11 protein-coding genes are annotated in these 13,789 nt (G+C 58.8%); 8 read left to right on the plus strand and 3 right to left on the minus strand.

The window, feature by feature from the left end; all coding sequences use genetic code 11:
* Positions 1–22 precede the first annotated feature (22 nt).
* Genes M9Q49_RS13735 through M9Q49_RS13745 form a run of 3 tightly spaced genes read left to right on the plus strand, consistent with a single transcriptional unit; the run spans position 23 to position 3,192 of the window.
* Complete coding sequence (locus M9Q49_RS13735; RefSeq protein WP_254509326.1) at positions 23–1,132, plus strand: DUF444 family protein; 1,110 nt, start codon at positions 23–25, stop codon at positions 1,130–1,132.
* A gap of 11 nt (positions 1,133–1,143) precedes the next feature.
* Positions 1,144–2,676 (plus strand): SpoVR family protein, encoded by a 1,533-nt coding sequence (locus tag M9Q49_RS13740; RefSeq protein WP_254509327.1) that lies wholly within the window; start codon positions 1,144–1,146, stop codon positions 2,674–2,676.
* A gap of 45 nt (positions 2,677–2,721) precedes the next feature.
* On the plus strand, positions 2,722–3,192 hold the full coding sequence (locus M9Q49_RS13745; protein WP_254509328.1) for a hypothetical protein: 471 nt from the start codon (positions 2,722–2,724) through the stop codon (positions 3,190–3,192).
* A gap of 6 nt (positions 3,193–3,198) precedes the next feature.
* On the opposite strand, the gene M9Q49_RS13750 is transcribed toward M9Q49_RS13745, so the two are convergent.
* Positions 3,199–3,954, minus strand: coding sequence for a hypothetical protein (locus M9Q49_RS13750; protein WP_254509329.1), 756 nt, complete (start codon positions 3,952–3,954; stop codon positions 3,199–3,201).
* Positions 3,955–4,071: 117 nt separating this feature from the next.
* On the opposite strand from M9Q49_RS13750, the gene M9Q49_RS13755 reads away from it, so the two are divergent.
* The 3 genes from M9Q49_RS13755 to M9Q49_RS13765 all read left to right on the plus strand — a co-directional run bounded on the left by M9Q49_RS13755 (position 4,072) and on the right by M9Q49_RS13765 (position 7,011).
* Positions 4,072–5,490 carry a DUF1501 domain-containing protein gene (locus M9Q49_RS13755; protein ID WP_254509330.1) on the plus strand — a complete coding sequence of 473 codons (1,419 nt, stop codon included), beginning with the start codon at positions 4,072–4,074 and terminating at the stop codon, positions 5,488–5,490.
* A gap of 94 nt (positions 5,491–5,584) precedes the next feature.
* Positions 5,585–5,785 (plus strand): hypothetical protein, encoded by a 201-nt coding sequence (locus M9Q49_RS13760; RefSeq protein WP_254509331.1) that lies wholly within the window; start codon positions 5,585–5,587, stop codon positions 5,783–5,785.
* Positions 5,755–7,011 carry a cation:proton antiporter gene (locus tag M9Q49_RS13765; RefSeq protein WP_254509332.1) on the plus strand — a complete coding sequence of 419 codons (1,257 nt, stop codon included), beginning with the start codon at positions 5,755–5,757 and terminating at the stop codon, positions 7,009–7,011. The genes M9Q49_RS13760 and M9Q49_RS13765 overlap by 31 nt, the downstream gene beginning before the upstream one ends.
* Here the strand turns inward: M9Q49_RS13765 and M9Q49_RS13770 are convergent.
* Positions 7,008–8,480, minus strand: a complete 1,473-nt coding sequence (locus M9Q49_RS13770) for a UvrB/UvrC motif-containing protein (protein ID WP_254509333.1) — start codon at positions 8,478–8,480, stop codon at positions 7,008–7,010. The genes M9Q49_RS13765 and M9Q49_RS13770 overlap by 4 nt on opposite strands.
* A gap of 218 nt (positions 8,481–8,698) precedes the next feature.
* On the opposite strand from M9Q49_RS13770, the gene M9Q49_RS13775 reads away from it, so the two are divergent.
* Both M9Q49_RS13775 and hpnH read left to right on the plus strand, forming a co-directional pair.
* Positions 8,699–10,825 (plus strand): terpene cyclase/mutase family protein, encoded by a 2,127-nt coding sequence (locus M9Q49_RS13775; protein WP_254509334.1) that lies wholly within the window; start codon positions 8,699–8,701, stop codon positions 10,823–10,825.
* A gap of 119 nt (positions 10,826–10,944) precedes the next feature.
* Entirely contained in the window at positions 10,945–12,084 is a 1,140-nt protein-coding gene (gene hpnH, locus M9Q49_RS13780; RefSeq protein ID WP_254509335.1) for an adenosyl-hopene transferase HpnH, read from the plus strand.
* Positions 12,085–12,181: 97 nt separating this feature from the next.
* Here the strand turns inward: hpnH and M9Q49_RS13785 are convergent, their stop codons facing one another.
* The gene (locus tag M9Q49_RS13785) at positions 12,182–13,786 is read right to left on the minus strand and encodes a BBP7 family outer membrane beta-barrel protein (protein WP_254509336.1); all 1,605 of its coding nucleotides are present in this window, start codon (positions 13,784–13,786) and stop codon (positions 12,182–12,184) included.
* Positions 13,787–13,789 lie beyond the last annotated feature (3 nt).

The raw sequence follows: 13,789 nt of genomic DNA on the forward strand, positions 1-13,789 counted from the left end.
GCGGAAGGAAACAGGTGCTGTCATGTCGATGAAAATCGATCGCGATAACAACCGCTTCAAAGAAATCGTGAAGGGGAAGATTCGCCAGAATCTGCGGAAGTACGTGACGCACGGCGAGATGATTGGCCGTAAGGGAAAAGACCTCGTGTCGATTCCGCTGCCGCAGCTCGACGTGCCCCACTTCCGCTACGGACAAAACGGCCGCGGCGGCGTTGGTCAGGGAGAAGGCGAAGTCGGCCAAGCCCTCGCGCCCGGTGAAGACGGCGAACCAGGGCAAGGCAAAGCCGGCAGCGATGCCGGCGAGCATGTCATGCAAGTGGATGTTTCGCTCGACGAACTCGCGGCGATTCTCGGCCAGGAACTCCAATTGCCGCGGATCGAACCGAAAGGAAAAGCGAACATCGAGCAGGACAAAGTTCGCTACACCAGCGTTCGCAAAGTCGGACCGGAGTCGCTCCGCCATTTCCGTCGCACCTACGTACAGGCCCTGAAGCGGCAACTTTCGGAAGGGAGTTATCGTCCCGCCGATCCCAAGATCGTGCCGTACAAAGACGACCGCCGCTATCGCTCGTGGGAAACGGTTTCCGAGCCGGTCGCAAACGCGGTGATCCTCTACATCATGGACGTCAGCGGCTCGATGACCGATGAGCAGAAAGAGATCGTGCGGACCGAAGCGTTTTGGATCGATACTTGGCTGCGGAGTCAGTACACGGGCCTCGAGCGCCGCTACATCATTCACGATGCAGCCGCGAAAGAGGTTGACGAGGAGACTTTTTATCACACCCGCGAAAGCGGCGGCACGCGGATCAGCACGGCGTACAAAGTGGCGCTGCAGCTAATCAAAGAAAAGTTCGATCCGTCGCAGTGGAACATCTACGCCTTCCAGTTTTCCGACGGCGACAACTGGGGCGAAGACAACCGCCAATCACTAGCGATGTTGAAGGAAGAGATCCTGCCGATCTGCAATTTGTTCTGCTACGGCCAGGTTGAGAGCCCCTACGGCAGCGGCGAATACATCCGCGTGCTGGAAGAAGCTTTTGGGACGGAGCACGAACAACTTGTATTGTCGGAGATCGCCAGCAAGGAAGCGATTTACGAATCGATCAAGACGTTTTTGGGGAAAGGCAAATAGGGAAATCGAACATGCCAGCCCTCCATCGTTTTCGCAATTTGACCGAAGAGCTCACCGAGATTCAGCGGCAGATTGAAGCTCATGCCCGCAACTACGGCTTGGATTTCTTTCCGACGATTTTCGAGGTCGTCGACGCCGAGCAGTTGAACGCGGTCGCGGCGTACGGCGGCTTTCCGACTCGCTACCCGCACTGGCGGTTCGGCATGGAGTACGAACAGCTCGCGAAGGGCTATTCGTACGGCTTGCAGAAAATTTACGAGCTCGTGATCAACAACAACCCGTGCTACGCCTACTTGCTCGGCAGCAACGGCGTGACCGACCAGAAGCTGGTGATGGCCCACGTCTATGGCCATTGCGACTTCTTCAAAAACAACGCCTGGTTCAATAAAACCGACCGGCGCATGATCGATACGATGGCCAACCACGGCAATCGGATTCGGAACTACATGGATCGCTTTGGCGTCGAAGAAGTCGAGAATTTCATCGACTGCTGCCTCAGCCTGGAGGACTTGATCGATATCTATTCGCCGCACATCAAGCGACGTGATGATGCGCCGCCCCCTGTGCGTCACGATGAAGACGACGACGATGACTATGTCGACCCGACTGCGCCGACTCGGTTTCAATCGAAGGATTATCTCGATCGGTACGTGAACCCGCGGAAGTCGATGGACGCTGAGCGGGCTCAACTGAAACAAGACATGGAGAAAAAAGGGAACTTCCCGCCCGAGCCGATGCGCGACGTGATGCTCTTCCTTTCGGAGAATGCGCCGCTGAAGAACTGGCAAGCCGATGTGCTCGGCATCGTCCGCGAAGAGGCCTATTACTTTGCGCCGCAGGGGCAAACCAAAATCATGAACGAAGGCTGGGCCACTTACTGGCACAGCACGATCATGACCAAGCATGCGATGGAGGCGAAGGACCTCGTTTGCTACGCCGATCACTGCGCGGGCACGTTGGCCGGTTCGCGGACGCGATTGAACCCATACAAGCTAGGTGTCGAGCTCTATCGCGATATCGAAGATCGCTGGAATCGCGGCGCCTACGGCGAAGATTACGACAACTGCGAAGACTGGCAGGAGAAGATTCACTGGAACAAGCCGACGATGAAAGGGCGCGAAAAGATCTTCGAAGTCCGCAAGATCCACAACGATCTGACGTTCATCGACGAATTTCTGACGCTCGACTTTTGCCGCCGGCACAAGCTGTTTTCGTTCGGTTATCAGCAGGAGTCGGGGTTCTACGAGATCGAGAGTCGCGAATTTCCCAACGTAAAACAGCGACTTCTCTATAATTTAACGAACATGGGTCGGCCGATCATTTATGTAAAGGACGGCAACTACAAGAACCGCGGCGAGCTGTTGCTGGAGCACCGCTTCAGTGGGGCCGAGCTGCAACAGAACTTCGCGCAGGACACGCTGACGTCGCTCTACAAGCTGTGGCGGCGGCCGGTGCATATCGAAACGAAGCTGGAAGGGGCCACCGTGCTGTGGTCCTTTGACGGAACGTCGCACACGAGTTCGGAAGACAAAAAGAAAGGGTGATTGGCAAGCGATTTGCTCCCAAGATGGGACAGGCGGACAATGATGATGAACATCAAACAAGACATCGCGCTCGAACTGCAACGGCTCTTCCCATTGGGAGGCGAGCTGGAGGTTCGTACTTCCACTGGCCGGGTGATAGGTCAGTTGGAATCGGTCGATAATATCGGCGCGTCGTTTACGCGTTTCGATTACCAGTCGACCAACCTGGCCGCCGCCACGGTCGATGGCCTGAAAGCCCTCAGCACCAAAATTCAGCAACGGCTCACGTATTTGCTTGAGCCGATCTCGCTCCTCGAAGTCGACTCCGAGAGCGTGTCGATTCAAATGCGATCAAGCCCGCCGCAGGTTGGAGACGATGGCCGTAGCTACTACGAGCTGCTCGTCCGCCGCGGCGGCGAAGTCACCCTCCGCCGCTATCACAAAGCGGCTGGCCAGCCCCGGCAGATCGTTCCCGCCAATGTCACCCGCGAGGTTCTCGCGCGGCTGGCGGACGACTTTGTGGCGGTGATTGGGTAGCGGTCATTAAAACTCTCGGGAGTCCCATTGTTCTGCTGGGATCAACTCGTAAAGCCATTGAAGCTCATTAGGCGACTTGGCCTGCACCATCAAAGTGTACGCACCTGCCAAGTCATGGACGGTCGCATATACGCCTCGGCCAACGAAGAAGCCGATGGCAAATTTGTAAGCAGGATCCCACGCCGGCCAGGGTGAAATCGGCAGCCGGGGGACGTTGGCGGTGAAGGCCGCCAATTGCGATTCTTCAATGTCCGCTAACCCCCAATATTCGCTCTGTGCTTCAAACACACACAGCTGCATTAACAATTCGAGCAAGGACATTCCTTCGCACTTCCACTCACCGTCGTCTCCCCCGTTCCAGTCACTCTGATAAATCAATGGATCTTCGCCAACCGCCGAAACGGTACGGTGAAAGACTCCTTGGTTCTCTGACCAAATCCAGAGTCGACCAAATTCATCGGCCGAGAGGAGATGCTCTACGGAGGCGAACACTCCATCACCTGAAACGACTTCTGTGCGTTTGCCCGCCCACGAATACCACCACCGCAATGCGCGAGGTAGTTGTAGTTCTGCTAATTCCGCGTCGGCGTATCCATCGGCTGGAGTGATCTCGCCGTGCCAGTACTTCACCAACGCTTGAAGAGCGTTGATCTTCGTTTCGAACGAGGAATCTTGGGCCAGCTTCTGCAATGCGAGGTCAAGTTGCGCAGCGTTCATTTTCAACACGTCCCTGGTCGATTTGCAGAACGGCCACAAATTCATGACGATTAGGGTAGCGTCGGCAATTTAAGCCGGCACTACGCATCAAACAACTTTGATTTTTTTCAATTGAAATCCACCTCGGGCTCCGGGATACTGCGCCCAAACCAGGAGGTGACTATGAACGAGTTCGAGACGAACCAGTTCGCGATGAATCGGCGGCAGGCCCTGATGGTGGGTGGGCTCGGCGCGTTGTCGCTGGGCATGCCAGGGTTGGTGCTCGGTAAGGATAAGACCGACGCCAGCGGCCAAGCGGTGCGGGCCGAGAAGTCTTGCATCTTTGTGCTCCTCTGCGGCGGACCGAGCCATGTCGATACCTGGGACATGAAGCCGGACGCGCCCGACACCATTCGCGGGCCGTACCGGCCGATCTCGACCAAGGTGCCGGGGATGCGGCTGAACGAGATGCATACCGAGCTGGCGAAGCTGGCCGGTGAGTTCACGCTGATCAACTCGATGACGCATCCGGGGAGCATCAGTAACCACTTCGACGCGATGCACAACCTGCTGAGCGGCCAATCGGCGAAGCGGGTGCAAGAAGGCGTGATGGACGATCAGCCGTACCTTGGTTCGTTCGTCGCGAAGCATCGGCCGAGCAAGCGGAACATTGTCTCGAACGCCTGGCTGATCAAGTGCGTCGGGGCGCCGGTCTTTTGCGCGCCGAATATCGGCATCGGCGGTTATCTCGGTTCTGCACACGCGCCGGTTTTTGTTGGTTCCGAAAAGAATCATCCGGCCATGGAGAAATTCACGCCACCGGAGATCTACGATTTGGGAGATCCGGCGCGACTGGATGATCGGCGGCAATTGCTGGCCAGTTTGGAAAGTCGCGCAGTGAAGAAAGATGCGCGCGGCGCGGATTGGGATGATCTGCGGGCCAAGGGTTATGAAGCGATGACGCGGCCTGAGGGGCGCGATGCTTTCAATCTCGATCAAGAAACGCCGAAGATGCGCGAGCGCTACGGCAAGCATCCGCTGGGACAGAATTTGCTCCTCGCGCGGCGCATGGTCGAAGCCGGCGTGCGGTTTGTCACGGTCAACGGTTGGTGCGGCCAGGCCCCGCACGATACGGCTGGCCCGCCGAGCAGCAGTTGGGATATGCACGGCGGCAACATGGGGATGGGGAACGCGTTTGGCGAAGGTTCGTATGGTATGAACTTCTGCTTGCCGCGACTCGATCAAGCGGTATCGGCGCTACTCAGCGATCTGAAAGAGCGCGGCATGCTCGAGAACACGCTCGTGGTCGTCACCGGCGAATTTGGTCGCACGCCGACCATCCTCACGCAGATTCCGCCCGGCCGGCAGCATTGGCCTGCGTGCTTTTCTTCGATCCTCGCGGGCTGCGGCATCGCCCGTGGCCAGGTGTATGGCAAGAGCAACAAGCACGGCGAATATCCGACGCAAAATCCGGTTCGGCCTGAAGAACTCGCCGCGACGATTTATCACGCGCTCGATATTCCGCTGAATGAACCGCAGAACAACACCGGCATCTCGCGCCCGATCACGACGGGCAAGCCGATCATGGAACTGTTTGGTTAGCGCGGCTGCGAAAGGTTGCAGCATCGGGTAAACTGACAACATCCAGGATCCATTTGCCCGATGAAATTATTCGACAATCATCCGACGACCGAGCATGAGATTTATCTCCGGCTCTTCATTACTTGCGGCGGCGGCCTATAACGCGGTTCTTGCGCCATTCTGGCGATTATTGTGCGGTTACCGCGAAACCGCCTCGCATTTTGCGCGCTTCGAACTTGCGCAGCTTTCCTACCCGTCGCAACGAAATAACTCTGGAAATATCTCGTGGATCATCATCACTTATTGCATTATTTGAGCCTGCTCGTCGTGATGCTCGCCGGGGCAAAAATCGGCGGCGCGCTCCTGCAGCGCATTGGTCAGCCGGCCGTGCTGGGTGAACTGTTGGTCGGCGTCATCCTGGGCGCGTCGCTCCTCGGCTGGGTCCAGGCCGACGATGAGATCGTCACGCTATTCAAAGAACTCGGCGTGATCATTCTGCTGTTTGAAATCGGTCTGGAGACCGATCTGAAGAAGCTGCTGCAAGTAGGCGGCGTTTCGACCGCGGTGGCACTTGCTGGTGTGGCGTTTCCATTTGCCTTGGGATACGGCGTGACTCGGGCGTTAGGTCATTCCGATATCGTTTCGATCTTCACGGGCGCCGCGCTCACGGCAACCAGCGTGGGAATCACAGCCCGGGTGCTGTCCGATCTCGGCCGTTTGCAGGATCCTGAGGGACAAGTGATTCTCGGCGCGGCGATTATCGACGATGTGATCGGCCTTGTGATTCTTGCCGTGGTTTCTGGAGTGGCATCGGGGCCCGGTTTCTCGCCGCTGCTGGCCGCGAAAACGGCGGGCATTGCTTTTGGGTTCCTAGCGGTCACGCTGCTCGTCGGTCGCTGGCTCGTGCCGCTCGTGGCTAAACTGCTCGCCAAAGTTACTTTGCCGGGAACTCCGACAATCCTGGCGATCATCATTGCGCTCGGTCTCGCGTGGCTGGCCGATCGCGCCGGCTCGGCGCTCATCATCGGCGCATTCGCGGCCGGATTGCTGCTACGAGAGTTGCCGCAGCACGAGCAGATTGAAAAAGGAGTGGCCAGCCTCGGCCACTTTTTCGTACCGATCTTTTTTGTTGCCGTGGGCGCTGCCGTCGATGTGCGCGCGTTCAATCCGCTCGATCCCGCGGCGAGGCCGACCTTGCTGCTCGGCGGTTTGCTCGTCGTGGTCGCGATCATCGGCAAATTCGCGGCTGGCTTTGTTCCGTTTTGGTTTCGCGGCAACAAGTACGTCGTCGGCGTCGGCATGGTGCCGCGCGGCGAGGTCGGTTTGATCTTTGCTCAAAAGGGACTCGACTTCGGCGCATTCACGGCCCCCATGTTCAGCGCCGTTGCACTGATGGTGATGGTGACCACCTTCATCGCGCCGCCGCTGTTGAAGCTGCTCCTCAGGCCACTCCCCAAGCAAAAATCGGATACGCAAGGAATCGAGGATTTGGTCGTCGGTCCAGAACAGAAGGCGTCAACCGCAGCGAAAGGCGAAGCTTAATCCCCCAACTGCGATTTGCGCCGCAGCTGATGGTGATAGTGCTGGGCGAATCGGTGGGCTTCGTCGCGGACGTACTGCAGCAGTCGCAGCGCGAAGGAATGCTTCGAAAGGCGAATCGATTCGGATTGGCCCGGTAGAAAGATTTCTTCTTCCTGCTTCGCGAGCGAAAGGATGGCCGGCGGCGTGATCTCTTGATCGCGAAACGCGGCGAGGGCGGCACTGAGTTGGCCTTTGCCGCCGTCGATCAGCAGCAGATCGGGAAAGACTTCGTTTTCGTCGCTCAGCCGTCGATACCGCCGCGATACGAGTTCGTGCAAGCTGCGAAAATCGTCAACGCCGTCGACGCTGTTGATCTTGTAGCGGCGGTAACCAGGCTTGAAAGGCAAGCCGTCGAGGAACTGCACGACGCTGGCCACCGTTTCGCCGCCGGCGAGATGGGCGATGTCCATTCCTTCGATGGTCCGCGGCGTATCAGCGAGCTTTAATGCCCTTTTAAGCCCGGCCAAACCCTTTTTCGGATCGATGTAGAAAACTTCAGGCTGGGCGTGAACATCGATATCGCCGCGGCGATCGAGCGATTCGAGCATCTTGATTTCGTCGCGCAACCGGGCCGCTTGCTCGTAAAGCTTCTCCGCCGCCGCGGCTTGCATTTCCTCGCGCATCTCTTTGAGGAGCTTTTTTTTGTTCCCCTCGAGAAACATGACGAGTCGTTGAATGTCGTGCTTGTACTCATCCTTGCTGATCCGCAGGTTGCACGGCGCGGTGCATTGCTGAATGCTCGCGAGCAGGCACGGCCGAAACCACCGCCAGCGTTCGTCGTTTTCCTCGATATCGAGGCTGCAGGTCCGAAACTTAAAGATCCTCTGCAGTACCTGCATCGCGCCGCGCAGGGCACCGGCGCTGGCGAAGGGCCCAAACAGTCGCACGCCCCGATCGGGCGGTTGGCGAGTGACTTCCACGCGGGGAAAGTCTTCCCCCTTGGTGATCATCAAGTAAGGGAAGGTCTTATCGTCCTTCAATTCCTTGTTGTGCTTTGGCTGAATGTCTTTAATCAGCCGGGCTTCCATCAGCAGGGCGTCGACATCGCTCTCGCACTCGATGTAATCGGCATCGGAAATGTCGAGCACCCAATCCGCCGTTCGCCATTCGCGTTGCGCGCCAATCAGAAAGTAACTGCCGGCCCGGCTGCGGAGATTCTTCGCCTTGCCGACGTAGATCGTGACGCCGGCGGTGTCTTTGAAGAGGTAGACACCCGGCGTGCGGGGGAACTCGCGCACCTTAGCCGCCGCCCGGCGAAAGGCGAACTCATAGCGGGGAATGTTCGCATCGGCGGCGGGTTCATCGGCGACTGCATTCAGCGCGGCATCGACCTCTTCATCGGATGGCAGCGGCAGCTCTTCGGCTTCCGCCGTTTGCGGATCGTCGGCCGGCATTTCCGGCGTATCAAAATCGTCCCAGTCGTCGGCCATTTATTTTTCTTGCTAATCGCCCCCGCCCTGCCGGCGGAGTTTACGGACTTTTACACTACTCCCTCGTTAATTCATTGTAGCGCAACGCGATTGATCTTGTAGGTCACTGGCTGATTCCTTATACGTCAAGTTGTCTGGCCAGGGCATTGCTAGCGTGTGGTTCGGAAACCGCCTGCCACGAGCGATGTCGTCACGCCCAGCAAGGAGGATTCGAGGGAATGTCAGCCCCAGAGCCTATTCGCGTACCACGTCCGCACTTTATCTCAAAGACAACATCGCCCCAGCCGCAGGCTGAGAATGCCCAACCAGCAGGGCTGACCGAGGCGATTCAGCAGACGAGACAGTGGCTGCTCGATCAGCAGCAGCCGGCCGGTTTCTGGTGCGCAGAGCTCGAAGGGGACAGCATCCTGCAGAGCGAGTACATCCTGTTACTCGCGTGGCTGCGACGTGAAACCAAGCCGATCGCGAAAAAGTGTGCTCAGCGACTGATCGACACACAACTGCCGACCGGCGGCTGGGCGATGTATCCCGGTGGTGCGCTCGAAATCAGCGGCAGTGTGAAGGCTTACTTTGCGCTCAAGCTCACCGGGCACGACAAGGACGCCGAATACATGGTGCGGGCCCGCGCGGCGATTCGCGCAGCCGGTGGCGCCGATGCGGTGAATAGCTTCACGCGGTTTTATCTCGCGCTGTTGGGCCAAATTTCGTACGACCAATGCCCAGCCGTGCCGCCAGAACTGGTGCTGCTGCCAAACTGGTCGCCGATCAATCTTTACAAAATGAGCGCCTGGTCGCGGACGATCGTCGTGCCGCTGTCGATCATGTGGGCACACCGCCCCGCGCGCCAATTGCCGCCCGATCGCTGCATGAACGAACTGTTCATCAAACCGCCGCACGAATGGGCCGAGCTGCAGTGCCCCGGTTTGCAGGAAGAAAAAGGTTGGTTCCGCTGGAGCAACTTTTTCCGCCGCGCCGATCAAGCGATCAAATGGCTCGAACGCCGCCGCATCAAACCGCTGCGCCGGATGGCGCTGAAATCGGCCACGCAGTGGATGACCACACGTTTTGCGCACAGCGACGGCCTGGGCGCGATTTTTCCGCCGATCGTTTGGAGCGTGATTGCTCTGAAATGCCTCGGCTATGACGACGATTCGGCCGAAGTTCGCTACAACTACGAGCAACTCGCCGGGCTCACTATCGAGGAAGAAAACTCTGCGCATCTGCAGCCCTGCTTGTCGCCCGTTTGGGACACCGCAATCACGGTGCGAGCGCTCGCCGCGAGCGGCCTGACCATCGGCGATGAACCGCTGACGGCTGCTGTCGATTGGCTACTCGAAAAGGAAGTGACGCGCACGGGTGACTGGGCGAACAACGTCAAAGCCTCGCCGGCTGGCTGGTTCTTTGAGCATCACAACGATTTTTATCCCGATGTCGACGACACCGTGATGGTGATGATCGCGATCAAGGAACTGCTGAAGCATTCCGACAAAGCCGCGTTCGTCGCCAAGCGAAAATCGTCATCGCAGAATCCTCGGCCCAGCAGCGATATGCACGTCGACGAAACCGAAACGCGCAAGCGTTCGGCGCTCGCCGCTGGCGAACGCGCTCGTCGCTGGGTGCAGGCGATGCAGAACAAGGACGGCGGCTGGGGAGCCTTTGACAAGGACAACGACAGCGAGTTTCTCTGCCGCGTACCGTTTGCCGATCACAATGCGATGATCGACCCGAGCACGCCCGATCTCACCGGCCGCGTGCTCGAAGCACTCGCGCTGTGGGGTGCGAAGCCAGGGCAACCGACAGTCGATCGCGCACTGCACTATCTGCGAAAAACGCAGGAGTCCGACGGCAGTTGGTTCGGCCGTTGGGGCGTGAATTACATCTATGGCACGTGGCAAGTCCTCGTCGGTTTGCAAGGCATCGGCATCGCAGCCGATGATCCGATGCTGCAGCGCGGCGCCAACTGGCTGTTGACTTACCAACAAGCCAGCGGCGGTTGGGGTGAGTCGGCCGATACCTACGAAAAACCTGAGCTCCGCGGCCAAGGGCCGGCGACTCCGTCGCAAACCGCGTGGGCGCTGCTTGGTTTGATCGCGGCGGGGCTAGCTCATCATCCTGCCGTAGAACGGGGCGTGGAGTGGCTCGTCGCGCAACAGCGCGAGGATGGCACTTGGGCCGAAGAGGAATTCACGGGAACCGGTTTCCCGCGCGTGTTCTATCTGAAGTACCACGCCTATCCGATCTACTTCCCGCTGCTAGCGCTCGCCACATACGCTCGGGCCATTGGCAAATCGCCGCCGAATGTGGAACATGCAGCCAATCAAGCGCGGCTGCGCGTCGTGGGATAAAGTCGCCTTTCACTCTGTGAAAGGACGCGTCTTGTTCCAAGAGAGTGCCACCGCGGGGTTGCCGTCCGAGTCATGAAGACGCGTGCTTTCGCGGAGCGAAAGCCGACAATGGAGTGAACATGCCCGTACCGATCAGTCAAATGTGGACCGTGGCCAGCTATGTGCTGCGGAAAAAACTCACCGGCGTGAAGCGCTATCCGCTCGTGTTGATGCTGGAACCGCTCTTTCGCTGCAACCTGGCCTGCGCCGGCTGCGGCAAGATTCAATTCCCCGCCGATATTCTCCGCCGCGATCTCTCGCCGGAAAAATGTTTTCAGGCCGCCGATGAGTGTGGTGCGCCGATCGTTTCGATCCCCGGCGGCGAACCGCTGATGCATCCGCAGATCGACAAGATCGTGGAAGGGCTCGTCGCGCGAAAGAAGTACGTTTATCTCTGCACGAATGCATTGAAACTCGTCGCCGCGCTGCCCAAGTTCAAGCCGAGCAAGTACCTGGCATTCTCGGTGCACATGGATGGCCCGCGCGAAGAACACGATCACGCCGTTTGCCGCGAAGGCGTTTACGACATCGCCGTCGAGGCAATCCGCGCCGCGCGAGCCAAGGGCTTTCGCGTGACGACCAACAGCACGCTCTTTGCCGGCACCGATCCAGAACGGATGCGTGGCTTCTTCGACGAGATGATGAAGCTCGGCGTCGAAGGAATGATGGTTTCGCCCGGCTACAGCTATGAGAAGGCGCCGGATCAATCGCACTTTCTCGCCCGCGAACAAACATTTCGTTTGTTCCGCCAGATGCTGAACAACTCACCGCGGCGGTGGCAGTTCAATCAAACGCCCCTGTTCCTCGAGTTCCTGCAAGGGAAGTTCGACCTCGAATGCACTCCCTGGGGCAGCCCGACCTACAACATCTTTGGTTGGCAAAAGCCCTGCTACTTGCTCAACGACGGCTACGTGCAGTCGTTCAAGGAGCTGATGGAAACAACCGATTGGGACGCCTTCGGTCGCGCGAGCGGCAACAGCCGTTGCCAGGACTGCCTGGTCCATTGCGGTCATGAACCAAGTGCCGTCGCCGCCACCTTCGGCACGCTACGCGGCTTTTTGCGAACGGCCAAGGTTAGCTTGTTCGGCTCTTCACGCAACGCCGAAGAAGTCATCGAACCGACCGAACCAAGCCGTCCCTCCAAGATCCCCGCGCCGCACATCGGTCGACCGGCAGCGAAACCACTGCTGCAGATCGAGCGAAAAACGGTCGCTCGGTAACGCTCTTCCACGCGACGCCATCAAGAAACAAAAACTCCCTCGCACCAAAAGGTCGAGGGAGCTTTGGGTTCTCTCAAGCGGTCCTAAGCAATCATTCTTAGAACTGATATTCCGCACCGAAGCTCAAGCCTTGCAGCCAGTGGTCGGTGTTGCGGAACTGGAAGGCCGGCAGCGGAGCACCAACCAGCGGGTTGCTTTGGTTGACGCGGGGGTCGATTTGATCGCCGGCCCAGGCCACGTCCTTCCAGTACATGAACGAGTAGCCGAGCGAGAAGTTCCAGTTTTTGTGCTGGTAACCGAGCGTGAAGTTGGCTTCGGGAATGATGGTGAAGACGTCGCGGGAAAACACACCGCTGTTCGTGGCCCGAGCGAGCAACCCTTGCGGATCGTTCGTCGCAGGCCCCACAAGCGGAGTGAACGTCGTGTTGCCGTTGATGGTGGCCGTCTGGTGTTGGTTACCGAAGCCGACCTTGCCGAGCATTTCGAGGCGGAAGTTGCCACGATAGACATCAGTAGCCAGACCGATCACACCACCGTGGAATTCGTTGCGAGTCTTGAACGAGTCGCGAATCGAAACCGCGGTGCCCGGGGCAATGATGCCGTTCGGATCGAGCACGACCGTTTCCGAGTTGCGAATGTCCAAGCTGTCGTCGAGCCGGCTGAATTGATAACCGCCGACCAGGTCGACTGTCAGGTCTTCTTCGCCGAGCACCATGTGCCGGACAAGAGCGTCGACGCCGAGCATCGTGCTCCGCGAGCGGACGTCGATCACGCCGTTTTCGACGAAGCCCGGGTAAGCGACGAGCAAAGCATCGTTCTGCAGCAACACGGCATTGAAAAAGGGCCGGGCCAGGATGGGATCACCAGCGGCCGACTCGGCATGGAAGCTGTCGCTGCTGTCGCCGAGTCCGTAGAACCGTCCAACAGCCATCCATTCGCCTTCTTTGTCGAGCACGCGGCCGACCGTCAAGCGAGCACCGCTCCGCCAATCGGTACCGATATCGTTACCACCATACAACACGGTGGTGTTGGGTTGACCGAGCACGCCGGCATCGGCGACGGGCGTTCCTGCAAAGGCCGAGGTGACGAGCGGCGGCGTCGAACGACCGCGGCCCCACCACATCAAGTATTCGATGCGGGCAAAGTTCCGCGTCGGCATGCATGGGCAGGCATCGCCATAACCTGTGTCATTGCAGCTGTCGCAGTTGCAGTTGCCGCCGCCGCCACCCATCGCACCGGAGTAAGCCGGGCCAGGTTCATCGACAAAGGGCGGAGGCGTGACGCGATCTGAGGGCGACGAGCCGTTTTGCAGCAAGCCGGGAGCCGGTGGCGGCTGTTCGTTTTGATCGTAGTAAGAGGCGAACTTTTCTTTCTTCGAACTATCGACCGTCGAATTGCTGACGGCGGTCGCTTCGGTCTTGGCCGCTTTGGCTTGAGCGGTCTTACGCGAAGACGTTTGTTCGGTGGACGAATCGACTTCGGTTGCCGAGGCCGGCGTTACGGCTTTGCTGTCGACCCACTCGTCGATCGAAGCAGGCAGTTCCGTGGTCGGCGCCTCGTATTCGGGCTTGATGGCAGGCGTTGGTGCGGCGCCCGGCAGGTGCGATTTCCAGCTGCGCGGGCCGTAGCCTTCGGCCACAGCCTGGTTCGCCAGCAAGGCGGTGAGCATGAGCGTTGTCGAGACTTGCCAAAAGCGTTTCATTGC

This window comes from Anatilimnocola floriformis (genome assembly GCF_024256385.1).
Lineage (GTDB): Bacteria > Planctomycetota > Planctomycetia > Pirellulales > Pirellulaceae > Anatilimnocola > Anatilimnocola floriformis.

Bases quoted from the DNA above. Each gene is read 5' to 3' on its own strand.
- M9Q49_RS13735 (WP_254509326.1), top strand. From the start codon at position 23: ATGTCGATGAAAATCGATCGCGATAACAACCGCTTCAAAGAAATCGTG.
- M9Q49_RS13740 (WP_254509327.1), top strand. From the start codon at position 1,144: ATGCCAGCCCTCCATCGTTTTCGCAATTTGACCGAAGAGCTCACCGAG.
- M9Q49_RS13745 (WP_254509328.1), top strand. From the start codon at position 2,722: ATGAACATCAAACAAGACATCGCGCTCGAACTGCAACGGCTCTTCCCA.
- M9Q49_RS13750 (WP_254509329.1), bottom strand. From the start codon at position 3,954: ATGAATTTGTGGCCGTTCTGCAAATCGACCAGGGACGTGTTGAAAATG.
- M9Q49_RS13755 (WP_254509330.1), top strand. From the start codon at position 4,072: ATGAACGAGTTCGAGACGAACCAGTTCGCGATGAATCGGCGGCAGGCC.
- M9Q49_RS13760 (WP_254509331.1), top strand. From the start codon at position 5,585: ATGAGATTTATCTCCGGCTCTTCATTACTTGCGGCGGCGGCCTATAAC.
- M9Q49_RS13770 (WP_254509333.1), bottom strand. From the start codon at position 8,480: ATGGCCGACGACTGGGACGATTTTGATACGCCGGAAATGCCGGCCGAC.
- M9Q49_RS13775 (WP_254509334.1), top strand. From the start codon at position 8,699: ATGTCAGCCCCAGAGCCTATTCGCGTACCACGTCCGCACTTTATCTCA.
- hpnH (WP_254509335.1), top strand. From the start codon at position 10,945: ATGCCCGTACCGATCAGTCAAATGTGGACCGTGGCCAGCTATGTGCTG.
- M9Q49_RS13785 (WP_254509336.1), bottom strand. From the start codon at position 13,786: ATGAAACGCTTTTGGCAAGTCTCGACAACGCTCATGCTCACCGCCTTG.